This is a genomic window from Streptomyces sp. BRA346 (assembly GCF_052851135.1).
Genome location: NZ_JAIWIH010000002.1, coordinates 74132 through 93864, shown reverse-complemented (window position 1 = coordinate 93864; position 19733 = coordinate 74132). Strand labels below are relative to the sequence as shown.

Here is a 19733-nt window from a genome sequence, read left to right as displayed (position 1 = left end):
CTCATGGCCCACTCACGCCGGACTCACGCCTTCCGGTGGATGCGGATCAGCCGTGTCAGACTCGCCTGCGGCGGCGGTGGCATGAGACCCGCCGTACGTTGAACCGCATTCTCTCCAAGCGCAAATGAGGTGCAAGGAAATCCATGCGCAGGACATCTCTGGGATCGACCGGGATATCCGTCAGCAGGTTCTGTCTCGGCACCATGATGCTGGGGTCGTGGGGTAACGCCGATCATTCCGACTGTGTGCGTCTTGTGCACACCGCGCTCGACGCCGGCGTCAACTTCATCGACACCGCGGACATGTATGCCGGGGGCGAGACGGAAGAAATCGTCGGCAAGGCGCTCAAGGGGCGCCGGGACGATGTGGTGCTGGCCACCAAGGTGCACTTTCCGATGGGCGACGACCCGAACCACGGCGGGAATTCCCGGCGCTGGATCAGGCGGGAGGTCGAGAACAGTCTGCGCCGCCTCGGCACGGATTACCTCGACCTGTACCAGATACACCGGCCGGATCCGTCGACGGACATCGATGAAACGCTGTCGGTGCTGTCCGATCTGGTGCGGGAGGGGAAGGTGATGGCCATCGGGTCGTCCGACTTCTCCGCCGAGCAGATCGTGGAGGCCCGGTGGACGGCGGAGCGCCGCGGCCATGTGCCGTTCCACACCGAGCAGCCCCCGTACTCCCTGTTCATGCGGGGTGTCGAGCGGTCGGTGCTGCCCACCGCGCAGCGGTACGGCATGGGGGTGATGACCTGGAGCCCGCTGGCCAGCGGCTGGCTGACCGGCCGCTTCCGCAAGGGGCGCGGTGACGGCATCGGCGAACTGGGCTCGTTCCGCAGCGACATGATCCCGTACAAGTTCGACCAGTCGCTGCCGGGCAACGCGCGCAAGCTGGCCATCGTCGAGGAGCTGGTCGAGCTCGCCGCCGAGTGCGGGCTTCCGGTGTCCCACCTGGCGGTGGCGTTCGTGCTGACGCACCCGGCCGTCTCGTCGGTCATCATCGGGCCGCGGACGGTCGAGCAGCTGACGGATCTGCTGGCCGGTGCGGAGGTGACGCTGGACGACGCGGTGCTGGACCGGCTGGACGCGCTGGTGGCGCCGGGGACCGACCTCAATCCGTCGGACGCCGACTACACGCCCCCGCACTTCGCCGACGCCTCCCTCCGGCGTCTGCCCCCGCAGCGGCGCGGGGCCTGAAGGCCTGACCCTGAACGCCTGAAGATGCTTTCGGCCCGGGACATCGGCGGTGCGCCGCCGATGTCCCGGGCCGTCTGGTCGTCGCGCGGTCAGCGCCGGGACGAATCCGTGATGCCTCCGAGCAGATGGCCCAGGACTTCCTGGAGCTCATCGTTCAGCGATCCGGCGTCAGCGGAACTCCGCTGATAGCACCAGCGGTAGAGCGCCCCGAGATACAGATCACGCAGCACGTTCCCCACGAGGTTCGACGACAGGTTCTCGGCCAGTTCACCGGTGTGGCACCCGGTTTCCACGATCTCCGAGAAGATGTCCGCCATATACGGGTCCTCCTGGATCGGACGCCCCGCCTTCACCCATGCGGTGAGCATGGCCACCGTGAGGTCACGCTCTTCCTCGTTGATCCGCCCCAGAACGGACACGCACTGTTTCAGCTGCGCGACGGCACCGGCCCCATAGGACCGGGTCTCCGCGAGATGCGTCATGAGTTTCGCCCGCCGCCGTTCGCTCCAGGCGCCGATGAGATCTTCCTTGCGGGGAAAGTAGTTGAAGAAGGTTCCCCGCGCCACATCGGCACGCTCCGCGATGTCGTCGATGGAGGTCTGGTCGTAACCCTTCTCGCTGAAGAGTTCCAAAGCCGCCGTATACAGCCGTTCCTTGACCCGCTGCTTGTTGCGCTCCCGGCGACCCGCGGGCGGCGCCACTGACGCCGTTGAGTCCATATCGATCCGTCTCCGTCCCTTGATAAGTGTGATCGGCACTGACCACCGAAGGATCAGGCTGACCACGAAGGATCAAGGGGAGCGAGACCCATGAGATGAGAAGCCCTCCTGGCCAGCCCCCAACTTTCTTATACCACAGTCTAACAATGACTTCTGGTCATCGTTCAGCACTGTCATCCCGGCGCGCCGCCCGTCAGACTGCGGGTCAGGGCTTCCAGGCTCTCGGCGCCCAGCAGCCGCCCGGCGGTGATCTCGATGCCGTGTTCCCGGCGCAGTTGCTGCCCGAGCCGCGCGGCCATCAGCGAGTCGAGCCCCACGTCGCGCAGCGGCCTGCGGGGGTCGAGGTCACCGAGCGGCATCCCGAGGACGGCGGCGGCCGCGGCGGGCAGCGCCTTCGTGGAGTCGCGCGGTGCGTCCGGAAGCCTCGGTTCGAACCGGGGGCGCGGGTCGTGCGCGGGGCGCGAATCGAGCGCGAGGTGCGGGGCGCGTGTGAGGCGGGAGCCGTCGACGGGGCGGGAGGTGCGCGTGGCCAGCAGACGGGACAGCCGGGAGCCCAGCGGCGCCGTCCGTACCCGTACCTCCGCCGCGATCCGCGCCGCCCCGCGCCGGGCCGCGCGCAGTGCCGGGCCACCGGATGCGGGTCCCGCCTGCCGGACGGGCCCCAGGCGCCGCATCCGGATCCCGGAGAACTCCGCGAGCAGCTGCCCGTCATGGGCGATCATCCGCACATCGGCGCGCGCCGGACGCTCCCCGCGCTCGGGGGTGAACCGGCACAGAGTCCAGAAGTCGTCGGGCAGTGCGGCCGGCAGCCGTATGGACTCGATGGCACCCGGCGCATAGGGACGGCCGTCCGCCACCGGGGGCAGTGCGGCCAGCAGCGGCAGCAGGCCCGCTTCCCATACCGCCGGTCCCGCCACCTTCGGCCGCCGCATCCGGGCGGCCACCACACCGCCGCCCCGCCACAGCCGCTCCACCGCGTGGAAGGGTTCCCCGACGGCGAACCCGCGCCGGGCGGCGAGCGCGCGGAACTCCTCCGCCGACCGGTGGTCGCGGCACCTGTCCAGCACCGCGTCGAGCGCCCAGGAGGCGTCGCGCGGCCCCTCCTCCCGGGCCGCGACCAGCCGCGCCGCGGCGGCCCTCCGCCACTCCGTCCCCCCGGCGGTGCGGAATTCCACCACGGCCCGCAGACCCTCCGCCGTCTCCGCCCCGGGGCCGGTGAGGGTCACCCGGAGGTCGGCATCGGGAAGGGTGTCCAGCAGCAATGGCTCGTCACCCAGCATCAGCTGACGCAGCATCAGCACTTCCTCGTGGCCCGCCTCGCGCGCCGCGTCCAGCATCGTGGCGCAGTAGACGGCCGGCGGTACGGGTGCCACGCCCCGCACCCGGATGCCACCACCCCAGGTGTCGGCGGCCCAGACGGCGGGGTCGATGCGCTGGACGTACGGCGCCGCGCCGCGGACTGCGGCCTCCGGTCGCCGTGCCTCGCGCCGGAACCGTACGGCGTCCCACGGATAGGCGGGCAGCGGCACCACCCGGTGGTCCGCGGCGTACCACGCCGTCCAGTCCACGGCCCCGCCCGCGGCGAAGATCTGCCCCGTGGCGCGCAGCAGGTCGGCCCTGCCGTCGGAGTCCCGGCGCAGGGTGCCCACGGCGACACCGTCGAGGTCCGCGTCGGCGAGCGTCTCCTCCACCGCCGTGACGAGCAGGGGGTGCGGGCCGACCTCGACGAAGACGGTCCCGGTCTGCCGGGCCGCCTCGCGCACCGCGGGCGCGAACCGCACGACGCGGCGCAGGTTCTCCGCCCAGTAGGTGCCGTCGAGTTCGGGGCCGCGCACCGGGGTGGCGTGCACGGTGGAGAGCATGCCGGTCCGCGTCTCGGCCGGGGCGATGTCCGTCAGCCGCTCGCGCAGCTCGTCCAGGAGCGGGTCCATGGCGGGCGAGTGCGAGGCCACGTCGACCCGGACCATGCGGCTCAGCGCTCCGCGCTCCTCCAGGCCCTCCGCGATCTCGGTCAGCGCCCGGTGGTCCCCGGCCAGTACGGAGGCGGACGGCGCGTTCTCCGCGGCCACGCACACGTCGTCCCCGTACGCGGCGGCGATGTCCCGCGCCTGCCGCGCCGGGAGTTCGACGGCGAGCATGGCGCCGCGTCCGGCGGCCCGTTCCATCAGGCTGCTGCGGCGGCAGATCACCGCGGCGGCCTCCCGCAGGGTCAGCGCGCCGGACACATAAGCGGCGGCGGCCTCGCCCATGCTGTGGCCGAGGCACAGCTGCGGCGCCACCCCGGCCTCCCGCCAGGCGGCGGCCAGGGAGACCTGGACGGCCCACAGGGCGGGCTGGACGGTGGCGACTCCGGTGGGGAACGGTACCGCCGCGTCCCGCAGCAACGCGACCACGGACCAGCCGAGTTCGCCCCGGATCGCCCGGTCGCACGCCTCCATCTCGGCCCGGAAGGCGGGCGACGAGTCGAGCAGGTCCCGCGCCATTCCGGCCCACTGCGAGCCCTGACCGGCGAAGACGAACGCGGTGCGTTTGGGCTCGCCGAACCCGGCCTCGCCGGTGCCGCCGTCGCGGATGGCCCGCCCCTCGGCGAGCGCGCGCAACTTGTCCGCCAGGTCGTCGTGCGAGTCGCCGACCACCCACAGCCGGTACGGGTGGGCCGCCCGCCGGGTGGCGGCGGTGGCGCAGATGCTGTCCAGCGAGTCGGCGCGGCCGGGCCCGTCGAGGTGATCGGCGTAGCGGCCCGCCATCCGGCGCAGCGCGGCGGACGAGCGGGCGCTGAGCACCAGCAGGCGCGGCGCGGGGCGCGCCTGAAGGTCCGCGGCCGGGGTGGCTGCGGGCAGCGGCACGGCCGGTGGGACGTACTCGCCGACCACCACATGGGCGTTGGTGCCGGAGAGTCCGAACGAGCTGACGCCCGCGAGCGCCGCCGGACCCGCCTTGGGCAGCTGCCGGGCGGCGGTGACGATGTCGACGGCGGACGCCTCGCCGTCCAGCAGCGGGTGGCGCCGCTCCAGGTGGAGGGAGGCCGGGATGACGCCGTGCCGGACCATCAGCACCGTCTTGATCAGCCCGGCGATGCCCGCGGCCGCCTCCGCGTGGCCGATGTTGGTCTTGACCGAGCCGGTGAGCAGGGGACGGTCCCGGGCCCGCCCGGGGCCCATGGCCTCGGCGAGGGCGCGCAGTTCGACGCCGTCGCCGACGGGCGTTCCGGTGCCGTGCGCCTCGACGTAGTCGAGCTGGTCCGGCCGGATTCCGGCGCTCCGGCACGCCTCGTGCACCATCGTGGCCTGCCCGTCCACGGACGGCTGCATCAGCAGCCCGCTGGCCCTGCCGTCGCAGGTGACCGCGGAGCCGAGCAGGACGGCCCCCACCGGGTCGCCGTCACGGACCGCGTCGTCCAGCCGCTTGAGGACGACGGTGCCGACGCCCTCGCTCCGTACGAACCCGTCGGCCGTGGCGTCGCCGAACCGGCAGCGCCCCGAGGGCGAGAGCATGCCGCCCTCGGAGTAGGCGACGGCGTCCTGCGGCGACAGGATGATGTTGGCCCCGGCGGCGATGGCGAGGTCGCTCTCCCCGGTGAGCAGGCTCTGCCGCGCCGCGTGCACGGCGACCAGGGAGGACGAGCACGCGGTGTCGATCACGACGCTGGGGCCGCGCAGGTCCAGCGCATGGGAGACGCGCCCCGCGGTGACGGCCCTGATCCGCGCCCCCACGGCGTCCCGCAACACCGGCTCGGCGGGGGCGTCCTCGGCCTCCGCGTACTCCGCGGTGGCCTGGCCGACGAAGACGCCGGTCCGGCTTCCGGCCAGCCGCTCGGGGACGAGGCCCGCGTCCTCCAGCGCCTCCCACACCACGTGCAGCAGCAGCCGCGCCTGGGGGTCCATGCTCTCGGCCTCCACGGGCGCGATGCCGAAGAACGCGGCGTCGAAGCCGAACGCGTCGCCCAGGAAGCCGCCGTGGCGGGAAACGGTCCTGCCCGGCCTGCCGGGCGTGGGGTCGTAGGCGCGGCCGATGTCGAAGCGGTCCGCGGGGACTCCCGTCACGGCGTCACCGCCGCCCATGAGCAGGTCCCAGAAGGCATCCGTGCCGGACGCTCCGGGAAACCGGCACCCCATGCCGACAACGGCGATCGCGGTGTCGTCCATCTGTCGTCTGCGCTCCACGGCGCTCCCCCTTCATGACGTGAGAATGACGCCGCCATAGTGGCAATCACTGTGATTCAAAGTTGTATTGGAGGGCAAAAGTTTACCCAACTCGCTCACTATGGGTCCCCGGAATTCAGCAGACAGCGACCCATGCGGCACCCCTTTGCCCCGCTTTCCCCGCAGTTGACGTCCCCTCATCACCGCCAGCACGCTGAGTTTGTACTTGCGCTCATAGATGTACGGCGCTATATGTTTACCCTCGAGGAGGGGGACTGACGGATGATCGCCAACGTACTCGGGCCGCTGCGCGTGACCTTGAACGGCGGCTCAGTCGTGCCGGCTGCGCCGAAGGCCAGGAAGGTGCTCGCCCTACTGGTGCTGAACCGGGGGCGGGTCGTGCAGATCGACGCGATGGAGCGCGAGGTATGGGGCGCGGCGACGCCCAAGAGCGCGGCCACCAGCCTTCAGAACTACGTCATGCAGATCCGCAAGCACCTGGGCATGGTCCTGCCCGGCGGGCCCGGGAGCGCCCTCGCCAAGCAGATCCTCGTCACGGAGCAGACCGGATACCGGCTGGCCGTCCCCGACGACGAGTTCGACGTGCGCCGCTACCAGGACCTGGTCGCCGAGGCGGGCCGGGCGGAGGAGGCGGGCCATCTGGCCCAGGCCTCGGCGCTGCTGCGGTGCGCCCTCGACCTGTGGCGCGACGAGCCGCTGGCCGACCTGCCGACCGGGCCCGTGCTCCAGTCGCACGTGCTGCGCCTGGAGGAGGACCGGAAGTCCGTACTGCGTCGGCGCATCCTGCTCGACCTGCGGCTCCAGCGGTACGAAGTCGTCGGCGAGCTCCGCGCGTTGACGGCGCTGCACCCGTACGACGAGATGCTGCACGAGTGCCTGATGATCGCCCTGAACCGCTCCGGCAGACGCAACGACGCCCTGTCGGTCTATCAGGGGCTGCGCTCCGCCCTGGCCGAGGGGATCGGCCTGGAGCCCTCGATGCGGCTCCAGGAACTCCAGAAGTCGATCCTCGTGGCGGGCGGCTCGCTCACCCCCGCACTGCCGTCCGTGGGGCTGTGACACCGCCCCGCACCCCCGCACCATGCCCCACCACGCGCAGGGGGTGTCTTGCCGGTCATGCCGGGCTCCTGACGCCGCTGTGACATCAGCCGCTGCCGCGGCGGGCGGCACCTCGCGGCCCCGCGCTCGTCGCTCCCCCAGCTACCGCTGGGAGGTGCCCCCTGACGCCGCACGCTGATCCGGCCTGACCGACAAGACACCCCCCAGCGCCGCGGTGAGCTCCTCCAGCAGCACGTCCGCGCCCGTGGGCGAAAAGGGAAGGAAGTGGCCGCCCTCCACGAGCCGCCCGCGGTGGGCGGCTCGGGTGAAGGCTGCCCACCCGGGCAGGGTGTCGCCCGGCACCAGCGGGTCGTTCGTCCCGGCGAGGGCCGTGAGCGGCACCCCGAGGCATACGTCCCGTACGGCGCGCAGCGCCCGGCGGGTGAGGGCCAGGTCGTGGGCCAGCGCCCGTGCGCGCGGGTCGAGCGAGGTGTCGTCCAGCGCGCCCGCCGGAAGTCCGTGCAGCGCGAAGATCTCGTTTAGCCCGTCGGCCGTGTGCAGCCGCTCCGGGTGGGGGTACGCCCGCTCCCCCGGCAGCCCGCAGCTCACCACCACGGCGCCCGGGTGCGGTGCCGCCCCCGGCGCGTCCGCCACCGCGACGGCGAGCAGCGCGCCCATGCTGTGCCCGTAGAACACCGTCGGCAGGGGCGGCAGTCGGCGCAGTGCGCCGCGTACGCCCCGGACCACGTCCGCCACGCTCTCCGCCGGGGGTTCGGCGGCCCGCTCCGCGCGCCCGGGCAGGGTGATGCCGAGGAGTTCCACGTCGCCGGGCAGCCGTGACAGTGGCGTCAGGTACCGCCGGGCGTCGCCGCCCGCGTGCGGGAAGACGACGATCCGGGCGGCCGGGGCCGGGTGTGCGGTGCGCAGACCGGACGTCCAGCCGCCGGTGGTCGGGCTCGGGAACACGGTGATCCGCCTCCTGGTGTCGACTGACGGGTGGGGCCCGGTACGGAACGGTCCGTACCGGGCCCGTGGGGCGTTGCTCAGTGGCCCATGCCGATCCCTCCGCTGACCGGCAGGACCGCTCCGGTGATGTAACTCGCCTGCTCGCTCGCCAGGAAGCGGACGGCGGCGACGACCTCCTCGACCCTGCCCGGGCGGCCGAGCGGTGTCATCCGCATCAGGTCCTCCATGCGGCGTTCGGACAACGGTGCCGTCATGTCGGTCTCGATGATGCCGGGCGCCACCACGTTCACCGTGATGCCGCGGTCGCCCAGCTCCCACGCGAGGGAGCGGGCCATGCCCACGAGACCGGCCTTGGCCGAGGCGTAGTTGGTCTGCCCCGGCGAGCCGAGGAAGCCGAGCGCCGAGGAGACGAGCACCACCCGGCCGCGCCGGGCCGGGAGCATGCTGGTGAGCGCGGCCCGTACGGTCGCGAACGCGCCGGTGAGGTTGGTGGAGAGCACCTCATCGAACTGCTCGTCCGACATCCGCAGCGCGGGCCGGTCCCGGGTGATCCCGGCGTTGGCCACCACGACCTCCACCGGGCCGTGGGCCGCTTCCGCCTCGCGCAGCGCCTTCTCGACCTGTCCCGGCACGGTGACGTCCGCGTGGACACCGAGCACCCCGTCCGGCGGGCTGCCCGTACGGTGGCCGGCGGCGACCTTGTCGCCGTCGGCCGCGAAGGCGGCGGCGACGGCGGCGCCGATGCCCCGGTTGCCGCCGGTGACGAAGACCGAACGGTTCATGGTTTCCCCTCCCTTCCCGCGACGCTCACGCGGGGGTGACGACGAGCGCGGCGTTGTGACCGCCGAACCCGAGCGAGGTGCTGGCGGCCGCCTCGATACGGGTGCGACGCGGCTCTCCCGTGACGATGTCCAGGTCGATCTCCGGATCCTGGTTCTTGAGGTTCCCGGTCGGCGGCACGGTGCCGTGCTGCACGGCCAGCACGGTGTACGCGGCCTCGATCGCCCCGGCCGCGGCGAGGGCATGGCCGGTGACGCCCTTGGTGGAGGTCACGGCGGGACCCTCGCCGAGGACCCGGCGCAGCATCCGGCCCTCGATCACGTCGTTCATGGGGGTGGCCGTGCCATGGGCGTTGACATGGCCGATGTCGTTCGCCGACACGCCGGCGTCGGCCAGCGCGTCCCGCAGCGCCCGTTCGATGCCCCGCCCCTGTGGGTCGGGCGCGGTGGCGTGGTGGGCGTCCGAGGTGGCTCCGTATCCCCGTACGACCGCCCGCACCGTGGCGCCGCGGGCGCGCGCGTCCTCGGGGCGTTCGAGGACGAGGACCCCGGCGGCCTCCGCCGCCACGAACCCGTCCCGTTCCGCGTCGAAGGGGCGCGCGGCGTGTTCGGGGGCGTCCCGGCTCCTGGACAGCGCGCCCATCTTGGTCAGACCCGCCATCACGGTCGGGGTGAGCGCGGACTCGCTGGCCCCGGCCAGCACGATGTCGCACGCCCCCGACCGCAGCAGGTCGCGGGCGGTGCCGACGGCGGTGGCGCCGGAGGCGCAGGCGGTGGCCGTCACCAGGCCGGGGCCGGTGGCTCCGCAGTCGATCGCCACGTACCCGGCGAGCATGTTCGGCATGTACTTGGTGATCATCAGCGGGGAGACCCGGCCGGGTCCCCCGTCGCGCAGCTCCTGGTACTGCTCCTCGAAGGTGGCCGCGCCGCCGAGGGAGTTGCCGAGGACGATGCCCACCCGGGCGCCGTCCCAGCTGTCCCGGTCCCATCCGGCGTCCTCGATCGCCATGCGGGAGGCGACGATGGCCAGCTGGACGAAGCGTTCCAGCTGCCAGGAGGCGAAGCCGCCCAGCAGTTCACCGGCGTCGAAGCCGGGGACGCGCGCGGTGAAGTCGACGGGCATGCCGTCCAGGGACGCGTCCCTGGTGGCGCAGGAGCGGCCGGTGAGCAGCCGGTCCCAGTTCTCCGCGACGCCGGATCCGGCCGGTGTCACCAGCCCGAGTCCGGTGACCGCTATGCCGTCGGCCATCAGGCCACCGCGCCCTTGTCGGTGAGCAGTTCGGCCAGTTCGCGCACGGTGAGCTGGTCGGTGAGGTCGCCCTCCTCGATCACGACCTGGAACTCCTTCTCCAGGACGAGGCTCAGCTCGATGAGCACCAGGGAGTCGAACGACAGGTTCTGGAAGGTCACCTCGGGGGTGATGATCTCCTTCTTGAGCTTGAACTGTCCGGAGAGGATGCCGGTGACGCGCTCTTCGATCACGTCCATGGTGAAACTCCTTCTGTGATAAGGGATTTGCGGTAGGTGCGGTGATGTCAGACGGGGGTGATGTCGGGCCAGCGCAGCCCCATCGCGCCCCAGGTGAGGCCGCCGCCGAAGCCGCCGAGGACGACGCGCTGCCCGGGGCGCAGCGCGCCCTCGATGACACCGTCGGCGAGGGCGAGCGGAATGGAGGCGGCGACGGTGTTGCCGACCCGCCCGATGTTGGAGACGAACCGCTCCGCGGGCAGCCCCATGCGGTCCGCGACGGCCGCCAGGATGCGGGCGTTGGCCTGGTGCAGGACGACACGGTCGATGTCGCCGGGGGCCCAGCCCAGGCGGTCGGCGGCCGTTGCGACCGAGGTGGCCATCCTGCGGACCGCCTCGGAGAACACGGCCCGGCCCTGCATGGTGAAGTAGGCCCCGGTCTCCTCCGCTGACCGGCCCGACGCCTTCTGCCGCGAGCCGCCCGCGGGGACCTCGATGAGTTCGCTGCGGCTGCCGTCGCTGCCGAGGTCGAGGCCGCCGAGGGCGCCCGGTTCCCCGGGGTCGCCGGGGCGCAGCAGGACGGCGCCCGCCCCGTCGCCGAACACCGCGCGGGTGGTGCGGTCCTCGGGGTCGAGGATGGTGGAGAAGGTGTCCGCTCCGATGACCAGCACGCTTCCCGCGGCACCGGACCCGATGACGGCGGCGGCCATGCCCAGGGCGTAGACGAAGCCGGTGCACACGGCCGCGATGTCGAAGGCGGGGACACCGGTGAGGCCGAGTCGGCTCGCCACGTCCGGGGCGGTGGCCGGGCACGGCCGGTCCGGGGTGCTGGTGGCGACCATGACCATGTCGGCCCGGTCGGTTCCGGCCGACTTCAGCGCGCGCCGCCCGGCCTCCACCGCGAGGTCCCCGGTGGACTGCCCGGGGCCGATGACATGGCGCTGCCGGATTCCGGTCCGGGTGCGGATCCACTCGTCGGAGGTGTCGAGCCGGCGGGCCAGTTCGTCATTGGTGACGACGTGCTCCGGCAGCCAGGTCCCGAGCCCCGCGAGAACCGCCGCGCGGTTCACCCGGCACTCCCGTTACGTATGGCGCGAAATGCATGCGTGAATGCGCCGCTGGTACGGAAAGAGTCCGTAGCACGGAAAGAGTCCGTCAAAGAGTCCATCGATGCTTTCCCTTCTGGCCCGCCTCGCCGACTCGTGCGGCGTTTCCGGGAATTCATGCTGCATGCCGCCGCTTGAGGCGTTCTCATCTGCGGCACAGAAGGCACTCACGGTCCGCTCATTCGCGGCGTGAGAGGAACGTGAGCGGGGCGGTAGCAGCTCCGGCCAGCATGGTTGCCGTGCCGAAACACTCCACGACCTCGAGGGAAAGGGGACAGGCGTGACAGTGGCCACCGAGGCGGCCGACGCACGAGTCATCGTGCCGGACCTCGACTTCTCCCGCACCGTCCCCAAGGACCTGGTGCACCGGGAGGCGTTGTCCGAGCTGTTTCTCACCGACAGCAGGAAAGTGACGGACGAACATTTCGTGGCAGCGGCCCAAATTCCCCCGTCGCACGCCTATTACACCGATCACACGGACCGCTCCCCGATCGACCCGCTGCTGTTGCTCGAATGTTGCCGGCAGGCGGAAACCCACGCCGTGCACGCGCATTTCGGAGCACCGCGCAACACCGTCTTCATTCTCCAGTCGTGGTCGATGCGGCTGCCCGGCGCGGCCACCGCCCGGATCGGCCCCGGCCCCGCGGAACTCATCATGGACGTGACCACGCGCGACAGCCGGTGGCGGGACGGCACGCTCCTCGCGACGACGTATGTGATGCGGCTGTCCGTGGCCGGGCAGTACCTCGGCGAGGTGTCGCTGCGGGCGGCCTACATGCCCGGCGGTACGTACGCGGCGATGCGCACCCGGCGGCGCGGCAGCACGCCGCCCACCTCGGACGCCTTCCGGCACCTGCGGGCCGGAACGCCGGTGCCGCCGGGGCGGGTCGGGCGCACCCGGGAGGAGAACGTGGTCCTGCTCGACGCGGTGACCGGGCCCGACGGCGTCAGCGCGCGGCTGCGCCCCGCCGGGGAGCACCCCAGCCTGTTCGACCACCCGCTGGACCACTTCCCCGGGATGGTCCTGATGGAGGCGGGCCGTCAGCTCGGCCTGCTCCACGCCGCCGAGCACACCCGCGACGCGGACCGGCCGTGGGCGCTGACGGAGCTGGCCGCGTCGTTCCAGACGTACGCGGAGCTGGACAGCCCGCTGCTGCTGACCGCCCGCCGGTCCTCCCGCCACGAGCCGGACACGGATGGGGAGCTGCGGCTGAGCATCGCCTTCGAGCAGGACGAACAGCTCGTCGCCGAAGCGGACATCGCGCTCACCCGCGCCCAGCGGCCCACGCCGGAGGACGCGCCGTGAAGTTCGACCGACCGCTGTATGTGAGTGCCGCGACGACCTGGCTCCCGGCCACCGCGGAGACCCCGGACGACGCCGTACGCGCCGGGCGGCTGGCGCCGGAGGACGTGGCGGCGACCGGGTACCGGCGGCTGCCGGTGTCCCGGGCCGAGGCACCGCCGGAGATGGCGGTGCGGGCCGCGCGGCGCGCGCTGGAGCTGGCGGGCCACGACCCGCGGGACGTGGGCCTGCTGGTGCACGCCTGGACGTACCACCAGGGGCACGACTTCTGGTCGCCCGCCCACTACATCGCCCACGGCGCGGGCGCCCTCGACGCGCTCCCGGTCGGTGTGCAGCAGATGTGCAACGGCGGTGCCTGCGCGCTCGAACTCGCCGCCGCGCGGCTCCAGGCCGATCCGGCGACCGGCGCCGCGCTGGTCACCACGGCCGACCGCTTCTGCGAGCCCGGGTTCGACCGCTGGCGCGGCGACTACGGCCTCTGGTACGGCGACGGCGCCACGGCCGCCGTGCTGCGCACCGCCGCACCCGACCGGGACCGGGGGCAGGCCCTTGAGCTGCTGTCCCTGGTGACGGCCGCGGCGCCCGCCATGGAGACGATGCACCGCGGCCGTGACGCCTTCAGCCCGGCGCCACGCGAGCACAGCCGGGTGGTGGACATCCGCCGTACCAAGAAGGCGTTCCTGGAGGACAACGGCAAGGAACACTTCGCCAAGATCGTGCAGCAGCGGGTCCCTTCGGTGCTCCGGGCGGCCCTGTACGACGCGGGCGTGTCCCCGGACGACCCGGCCCTGCGCGGGGTGCTCCTGCCGCGCCTGGGCCATGCGGCGCTGAGCGCCGCGTACACCCCGGCGGTCGCGCTGGTCACCTCGGCGCCCGCCCGGGACGTGGGGCACGACACCGGCCATCTGGGTGCGGGGGACATCCTCGCCAACCTCGCGCTGCTGGCCGGGCCCGGCCGGTGGCGGCTCTCCCCCGGCGAGACGGCCGTGGTGCTCAGCGCCGGGGCCGGATTCACCTGGACGTGCGCGGTCGTGAGGCGGCCGGTGGACGCCCCGGCGGACGACGCTCGAAACAGCGACAGCAGCAGTGACAGGAAGGAGGGGGCATGACCCCCGCACAGCACAGCACGAACGGCCCCGACCCGGTCCTGGTGGTGGGCGCGGGACCGGTCGGCATGGTCATCGCCTCCGACCTGCTGCGCCAGGACATCCCGGTGCGGATCGTCGACGCGGCGCCCAGCACCACCATTCACTCCCGGGCCGTCATCATGTGGCCGCGCAGCCTGGAGCTGCTGCGCCGGATCGGTGTCGCCGGGGAACTGGCCGAGACCGGCAAGCACATCGACGCGGTGTCGTACTACTCCGGCAGCAATCGGCTGGGCGCCATCGAGATGAGCCGGCTGCACGACACCCCGTACCCGTTCGGGCTGTGCACCCCGCAGTGGAAGACCGAGGACGTCATCCGCAAGCGGCTGGTGGAGCTGGGCGGCCAGGTCGAGTCGGAAACCGCCCTGGTGGGGCTGGACAACTCCGGCGACCGGCCGGTGGCGACGCTGCGCCGCCGGGACGGCTCGGAGGAGCAGGTGCGGGCCTCCTGGCTCATCGGTGCCGACGGCTCGCACAGCACGGTGCGCAAGGAGCTGGGCATCGAGTTCCAGGGGCAGGGCGCCGATGTGCTGTTCGCCATCGGTGACGGTCCGCTCGACGGCCCGCTGCCCCCGGACGAGATGATCTACTGCTACAACGCGGGCGGCGCCATGGGCCTCGCGCCGTTCGGCGACGGCACGTTCCGCGTGGCGTGCAGCGTCCCGGTGTGGAACGACGAGGACGAGCCGCCCCGCGAGCTGTTCCAGGAGAACCTGGACCGGGTCGTGCCCTTCCCGGCGAAGCTCGGCGAGTTGAAGTGGACGACCGTCTTCCGGGCACGCCGCAGGACCGCCGCCGCGTTCCGCGCGGGCCGCTGCTTCCTCGTCGGCGACGCGGCGCACATCTTCAGCGCGGCGGGCTCGCAGGGCATGAACACCGGCATCCAGGACGCCATCAACCTCGCCTGGAAGCTGGGCGGCGTGATGCGGGGCACCGTCGACGCCCGCGTTCTCGACACGTACGACCGCGAGCGGCGGCACTCCGCCGAGCGGGTGTCCCTGGTGACCGCCAAGCAGACCTCGTGGGGTCTGGTGCAGCAGCCCGCGAAGGTCGCGCTGCGCGACGCCCTGGTGCGCGGGGCGCGGCTGACCGGCGCGTTCCAGCGGCTGGTGACCCCGCTGATGAGCCAGCTCAGCGTCAACTACGCTTCCGATCGGGAGGATGTGAAGGCCGACATCCGCTGGCGGCGCAAGCCGCTGGGCGTCGGGGAGCGCCTCCCCGTCTTCGTGTCCGACGGGTACGAGGACGGCGAGCAGGGGCCGTGGCCGGCCATCGCCGACGACCGTTTCACCGTGCTGACCTGGTCGGGCGGCGCCCGTGGCGTGCAGTGGGAGGCCCGGTGCGCGGCGCTGCGCGCGGCGCTCGCCCCGCACCATCCGGTCCGGGACGTGTCGGCGTGGCCCGCGCTGAAGGAGTTCCTCGGCACCGGTCCGCGTGCCGTCGTGGTACGGCCCGACGGCCACATCGCCGCCATCGAGCCGCGCCTGGACCCGGCGCGCCTGCGCGTGGTCCTCGCCCGCGTCGGCGCGGCCCGGCCCGAGGCGGCCCCGGCCGAAGAAGCCCCGGCCGAGGTGGCCTGAGCACGGCGCGGCCTCACAGCACCACGGGCCTGAGCACCACGGGTCCCAGCACCACAGGAACGAAGGAGACGGAAAACACACATGGAACAGCGCAAGCTCGGCTCGGGCGGGCCCTCCATCGGCGCCATCGGCCTCGGCTGCATGGGCATGAGCTGGGGATACGCCGAGGGGCAGCGGAACGACGACACCTCGGTCCGGGTCATCGCCGAGGCCCTCGACCTCGGCGTGACCTTCCTCGACACCTCCGACGTGTACGGCGACGGGCACAACGAGCGGCTGCTCGGCAGGGCCCTGACCGGGCGCCGCGACGAGGTGGTGCTGGCCACCAAGTGCGGTCTGGTGGTGGACGATCTGGCCACCCGCGCGATGCACCGCGACGGCCGCCCCGAGCATGTGCGGGCGGCGGTGGAGGCGAGCCTCGCCCGTCTGGACACCGACGTGATCGACCTGCTGTATCTGCACCGGGTCGACCCCGAGGTGCCGCTCGCCGACACCTGGGGCGCCATGGCCGACCTCGTCGCCGCGGGCACGGTGCGGCGGCTGGGGCTGTCGGAGGTGAGCATCGCGGAGGCCGCCGAGGCCCACCGTCAGCACCCGGTCGCCGCCATCCAGTCGGAGCTGTCGCTGTGGACCCGCGGGCCGCTCGGCCGCCCGGGCGACGAGCTGGAGGGGCTGCCCGGCGCGGAGAACCTGGTCGGCTGGTGCGCGGAGAACGACGTCACCTTCGTCCCGTTCTCCCCGCTCGGCCGGGGCTTCCTCAGCGGCGCGTACGTCAGCCCCGACCAGTTCGAGGAGAGCGACTTCCGCAAGACCAACGCGCGCTTCCAGGACGAGGCGCTGGCGGCCAACGCCCGCATCGTCGACGTCGTGCGCACCGTCGCCGCCCGGCACGGCGCCACCCCGGCTCAGGTGGCGATCGCCTGGACGCTCGCCCAGGGGGAGCACGTCGTGCCGATCCCCGGCACCAAGAACTCCCGCTATCTGAAGGAGAACACGGACGCCGCCGCGATCCGCCTGAGCGAGGCGGACCTGGCGGAGCTGGACGCCGTACCGGACCCGGTGGGGTCCCGCTACTGACCCGCCACACCTCGGTCGCGGGGGCGGCGGCCCCCGCGACCGAGGCCCGCGCACCCCGGCAGAAAAGGACCCCGCGATGACCTCGGGCCAGGCGACGACGGCGCGCAGCGCCGCGTTCTTCGACGTCGACGAGACGCTGATCACGCGCAAGAGCATGCTCTCGTTCCTCCGCGACTACTACCGGTGGCTCGGCCGCCCCGACGCGGCGGCCGACGACACGGTGTCCTCCCTGCGGGACATCGCCGCGGGCCCCGGTGGCCGGGCGGCGTCCAACCGCGCCTACTACCGGCTGTTCGCGGGCCACCGGGTGGCCGAGGTGGCCGCCGCCGGGCAGCAGTGGTTCGACGACGGGATGACTGCCGGAGGGCTGTTCCATCCCGCGGCGCTGCTGGCCCTGCGGGAACACCAGCAGCGGGGCGATCTGGTGGTCCTCGTCTCCGGCTCCTTCTCGGCCTGCCTCGATCCGATCGCCCGGTACGTCCACGCGGACATCGCGCTCGGCACGGTGCCGGAGGTCTTTGGCGGCAGCTACACCGGCGAGGTCCGCGACGTCCGTATCGGGGCGGGCAAGGCCGAGGCGGTGGCCGAGGTGCTGAGGGAACGGGAGTTGCGTCCCGAGGACTGCCACGCGTACGGGGACCACGCCTCCGACCTGGATCTGCTGCGCCAGGTGGGGCACCCCGTGGTGGTGGGCGACGATCCGGTGCTGCTGGAGCACGCCCACCGCGGCCGGTGGCGGCGGCTGCCCCCGGCCGTGGGTGCCGTGCGGGGCGTCGGTGCGGCCGAGCCGTCGGTCCGCTGACGTACGTCGAAAACTTTCGCTGGGCATGAGGGGCCACACACCGTTGACGCACCGGGTCCCCACTGGACACACTCCGGTGCAACCAGTTCAACAGAACCCACCAGACTCCCACAGGATGTGTCATGGGTCCCCGCACAGCCCGCACGCTCCTCCTGCCGCTGCTCGCCCTGCTCACGCTGGTCACGAGCATCGTCACCGCGCCGCCCAGCCCCGCGCTGAGCGGCGCGTCGTCCGCGGCCCCGTCGAAGCCGAAGTACGCCGGGTATCTCTTCACCTACTTCACGGGTGAGGGCACCGCCGACGGCGAACAGATACGGATGGCGCTCAGCCGCGGCAACGATCCCCTCCACTGGCGGGAGTTGAACGCCGGGAAGCCCGTCCTCACCTCCGGCCTCGGCGAGAAGGGCCTGCGCGACCCGTTCGTCATCCGCTCGCCCAAGGGCGACACGTTCTATCTCATCGCCACCGATCTGCGGATGTACAAGAACAGCAGCGGCAGCTGGGACCAGGTCCAGCGCACCGGCAGCAAGTCGATCATGGTGTGGGAGTCGAAGGACCTCGTCAACTGGACCGACCAGCGCCTCGTCAAGGTCTCCCCGGACACCGCGGGCAACACCTGGGCGCCCGAGGCGTACTACGACGAGAAGCTCGGCGAGTACGTCGTCTTCTGGGCCTCGAAGCTCTACGCCGAGGACGACCCGGAGCACACGGGCTCGACCTACAACAAGATGCTGTACGCGACGACGAAGGACTTCCGCACCTTCAGCGAGCCCAAGGTGTGGAACGACCCCGGCTACTCGGTCATCGACTCCACCGTCATCAAGGACAAGGGCTCCTACTACCGCTTCACCAAGGACGAGCGCGACCCGTCCTCCGGCACCCCCTGCTCGAAGTTCATCACGGCCGAGAAGTCCACCTCGCTGACGGACACCTCGTACGACTTCGTCTCCGACTGCATCGGCAAGGACACGATCGACCGCGGCGAGGGCCCGACCGTCTTCAAGTCGAACACCGAGAACAAGTGGTACCTGTTCATCGACGAGTTCGGCGGCCGCGGCTACATCCCCTTCGAGACCACCGACCTCGCCTCGGGCAAGTGGACCCCGTCCCAGAACTACCAGCTGCCCGCCAGCCCCCGGCACGGCACGGTGCTGCCCGTGACCCAGGCCGAGTACGACCGGCTGCTGCGCACCTACCCCGCGTCCCAGGCCGCGCCCGCCGATGTGACGGCGAAGGGCCAGAAGGGGTACGCGATCGTCACCGAGGAGAGCCGCAAGGCCGTCCTGCCGATGGACCCGAAGGCCGATCTGCGGCGGCTGGCGCCCCGCTTCGCGCTCCCGGCCGGTGCCACCCTCAGCCCGCCCTCCGGCACCCGGCGGGACTTCCGCAAGCCCCGGACATACACGCTGACGTCCGCCGACGGAACGACGCGTGAGTGGACCGTCGAGGCCGTGCCGATGCGCAGCCCCATCCTGCCCGGGCTGAACGCCGACCCGGACATCCAGTACGCCGACGGCCGCTACTGGATCTATCCCACCACCGACGGCTTCCGCGGCTGGGGCGGGACGAAGTTCACGGCGTACTCCTCGAAGGACCTGGTCCACTGGAAGGACCACGGGGTGATCCTGGACCTCGGCCCGGATGTGAGCTGGGCGGACAAGTACGCGTGGGCGCCCGCGATGGCCGAGCGCGACGGCAAGTACTACTTCTACTTCTGCGCCGAACAGCAGGTCGGCGTCGCGGTCGCCGACTCCCCCGCCGGGCCCTTCAAGGACGCGCTGGGCAAGCCGCTGGTGCCCAAGGGCCGGCTGGAAGGCCAGATGATCGACCCGTCGGTGTTCACCGACGACGACGGCCAGGCCTATCTGTACTGGGGCAACGGCCAGGCGTACGGCGTGCCGCTGAACGACGACATGACGTCCTTCGACTCCTCGAAGATGCGGAAGTTCACCCCGGACAACTTCCGGGAGGGCTCCTTCGTGGTCAAGCGCAAGGGCACGTACTACCTGATGTGGTCCGAGGACGACACCGGCAGCGAGAACTACCACGTCGCCTACGCCACCGGCTCGTCGCCGATGGGTCCGTGGACCAAGCGGGGCACGATCCTCTCCAAGCGCCTCGACTACGGGATCAAGGGGCCGGGCCACCACTCGGTGGTGAACGTCCCCGGCACGGACAAGTGGTACATGGCCTACCACCGGTTCGCCGTCAACGGCCCCGGCAGGGCGGGCGGCGACGGTACGCACCGGGAAACCACCCTCGACCGCATGGAGTTCGCGGCCGACGGGACGATCAAGCCGGTGGTGCCGACGCTGGATTCGATCGACCCGCTCCGCCGGCGCTGACGCCGACCTCACGACCATCGAGGAGAGGAGATCGCCGTGGCGGT

Annotated in this window: 15 protein-coding genes; 8 read left to right on the top strand and 7 right to left on the bottom strand. The window is 72.2% G+C overall.

The features are described 5' to 3' along the window. Window positions 1–143 precede the first annotated feature (143 nt). Entirely contained in the window at window positions 144–1199 is a 1056-nt protein-coding gene (locus tag LCH29_RS02130; RefSeq protein WP_446459944.1) for an aldo/keto reductase, read from the top strand. Between the two features lie 89 nt (window positions 1200–1288). On the opposite strand, the gene LCH29_RS02125 is transcribed toward LCH29_RS02130, so the two are convergent. Then, on the bottom strand, window positions 1289–1918 hold the full coding sequence (locus tag LCH29_RS02125) for a TetR/AcrR family transcriptional regulator (protein WP_123100488.1): 630 nt from the start codon (window positions 1916–1918) through the stop codon (window positions 1289–1291). A gap of 173 nt (window positions 1919–2091) precedes the next feature. Further along, window positions 2092–6081: a type I polyketide synthase gene (locus LCH29_RS02120; RefSeq protein ID WP_446459943.1), complete on the bottom strand. Its 3990-nt coding sequence runs from the start codon at window positions 6079–6081 to the stop codon at window positions 2092–2094. Window positions 6082–6342: 261 nt separating this feature from the next. On the opposite strand from LCH29_RS02120, the gene LCH29_RS02115 reads away from it, so the two are divergent. Further along, window positions 6343–7140: an AfsR/SARP family transcriptional regulator gene (locus tag LCH29_RS02115; RefSeq protein WP_123106992.1), complete on the top strand. Its 798-nt coding sequence runs from the start codon at window positions 6343–6345 to the stop codon at window positions 7138–7140. A gap of 141 nt (window positions 7141–7281) precedes the next feature. Here the strand turns inward: LCH29_RS02115 and LCH29_RS02110 are convergent, their stop codons facing one another. The 5 genes from LCH29_RS02110 to LCH29_RS02090 all read right to left on the bottom strand — a co-directional run bounded on the left by LCH29_RS02110 (window position 7282) and on the right by LCH29_RS02090 (window position 11401). Beyond that, window positions 7282–8085: a thioesterase II family protein gene (locus LCH29_RS02110; protein WP_446459942.1), complete on the bottom strand. Its 804-nt coding sequence runs from the start codon at window positions 8083–8085 to the stop codon at window positions 7282–7284. 77 nt (window positions 8086–8162) lie between these two features. Continuing rightward, window positions 8163–8867 carry a 3-oxoacyl-ACP reductase FabG gene (gene fabG, locus LCH29_RS02105; protein ID WP_446459941.1) on the bottom strand — a complete coding sequence of 235 codons (705 nt, stop codon included), beginning with the start codon at window positions 8865–8867 and terminating at the stop codon, window positions 8163–8165. 25 nt (window positions 8868–8892) lie between these two features. Continuing rightward, on the bottom strand, window positions 8893–10113 hold the full coding sequence (locus LCH29_RS02100) for a beta-ketoacyl-[acyl-carrier-protein] synthase family protein (protein ID WP_446459940.1): 1221 nt from the start codon (window positions 10111–10113) through the stop codon (window positions 8893–8895). Then, complete coding sequence (locus tag LCH29_RS02095; protein ID WP_039939835.1) at window positions 10113–10352, bottom strand: acyl carrier protein; 240 nt, start codon at window positions 10350–10352, stop codon at window positions 10113–10115. The genes LCH29_RS02100 and LCH29_RS02095 overlap by 1 nt, the downstream gene beginning before the upstream one ends. A 47-nt stretch (window positions 10353–10399) precedes the next feature. Continuing rightward, the gene (locus tag LCH29_RS02090; RefSeq protein ID WP_446459939.1) at window positions 10400–11401 is read right to left on the bottom strand and encodes a beta-ketoacyl-ACP synthase III; all 1002 of its coding nucleotides are present in this window, start codon (window positions 11399–11401) and stop codon (window positions 10400–10402) included. A gap of 316 nt (window positions 11402–11717) precedes the next feature. Between LCH29_RS02090 and LCH29_RS02085 the strand changes: the two genes are divergently transcribed. The 6 genes from LCH29_RS02085 to LCH29_RS02060 all read left to right on the top strand — a co-directional run bounded on the left by LCH29_RS02085 (window position 11718) and on the right by LCH29_RS02060 (window position 19689). After that, complete coding sequence (locus tag LCH29_RS02085) at window positions 11718–12743, top strand: ScbA/BarX family gamma-butyrolactone biosynthesis protein (RefSeq protein WP_446459938.1); 1026 nt, start codon at window positions 11718–11720, stop codon at window positions 12741–12743. Beyond that, entirely contained in the window at window positions 12740–13849 is a 1110-nt protein-coding gene (locus LCH29_RS02080) for a ketoacyl-ACP synthase III family protein (protein WP_446459937.1), read from the top strand. Before LCH29_RS02085 ends, LCH29_RS02080 begins: the two co-directional genes overlap by 4 nt. After that, the gene (locus tag LCH29_RS02075; RefSeq protein ID WP_446459936.1) at window positions 13846–15465 is read left to right on the top strand and encodes an FAD-dependent monooxygenase; all 1620 of its coding nucleotides are present in this window, start codon (window positions 13846–13848) and stop codon (window positions 15463–15465) included. The genes LCH29_RS02080 and LCH29_RS02075 overlap by 4 nt, the downstream gene beginning before the upstream one ends. An 81-nt stretch (window positions 15466–15546) precedes the next feature. Next, window positions 15547–16542: an aldo/keto reductase gene (locus LCH29_RS02070; RefSeq protein ID WP_446459935.1), complete on the top strand. Its 996-nt coding sequence runs from the start codon at window positions 15547–15549 to the stop codon at window positions 16540–16542. A gap of 76 nt (window positions 16543–16618) precedes the next feature. After that, a complete protein-coding gene (locus tag LCH29_RS02065; protein WP_446459934.1) occupies window positions 16619–17344 on the top strand; it encodes an HAD family hydrolase in 726 nt (241 codons plus the stop codon). Window positions 17345–17466: 122 nt separating this feature from the next. Next, window positions 17467–19689: a family 43 glycosylhydrolase gene (locus LCH29_RS02060; protein ID WP_446459933.1), complete on the top strand. Its 2223-nt coding sequence runs from the start codon at window positions 17467–17469 to the stop codon at window positions 19687–19689. Window positions 19690–19733 lie beyond the last annotated feature (44 nt).

What these genes read in the sequence shown, in the direction of transcription:
- LCH29_RS02130 (WP_446459944.1), top strand. Translation starts at nt 144, where the DNA reads ATGCGCAGGACATCTCTGGGATCGACCGGGATATCCGTCAGCAGGTTC.
- LCH29_RS02125 (WP_123100488.1), bottom strand. Translation starts at nt 1,918, where the DNA reads ATGGACTCAACGGCGTCAGTGGCGCCGCCCGCGGGTCGCCGGGAGCGC.
- LCH29_RS02115 (WP_123106992.1), top strand. Translation starts at nt 6,343, where the DNA reads ATGATCGCCAACGTACTCGGGCCGCTGCGCGTGACCTTGAACGGCGGC.
- fabG (WP_446459941.1), bottom strand. Translation starts at nt 8,867, where the DNA reads ATGAACCGTTCGGTCTTCGTCACCGGCGGCAACCGGGGCATCGGCGCC.
- LCH29_RS02100 (WP_446459940.1), bottom strand. Translation starts at nt 10,113, where the DNA reads ATGGCCGACGGCATAGCGGTCACCGGACTCGGGCTGGTGACACCGGCC.
- LCH29_RS02095 (WP_039939835.1), bottom strand. Translation starts at nt 10,352, where the DNA reads ATGGACGTGATCGAAGAGCGCGTCACCGGCATCCTCTCCGGACAGTTC.
- LCH29_RS02075 (WP_446459936.1), top strand. Translation starts at nt 13,846, where the DNA reads ATGACCCCCGCACAGCACAGCACGAACGGCCCCGACCCGGTCCTGGTG.
- LCH29_RS02070 (WP_446459935.1), top strand. Translation starts at nt 15,547, where the DNA reads ATGGAACAGCGCAAGCTCGGCTCGGGCGGGCCCTCCATCGGCGCCATC.
- LCH29_RS02065 (WP_446459934.1), top strand. Translation starts at nt 16,619, where the DNA reads ATGACCTCGGGCCAGGCGACGACGGCGCGCAGCGCCGCGTTCTTCGAC.
- LCH29_RS02060 (WP_446459933.1), top strand. Translation starts at nt 17,467, where the DNA reads ATGGGTCCCCGCACAGCCCGCACGCTCCTCCTGCCGCTGCTCGCCCTG.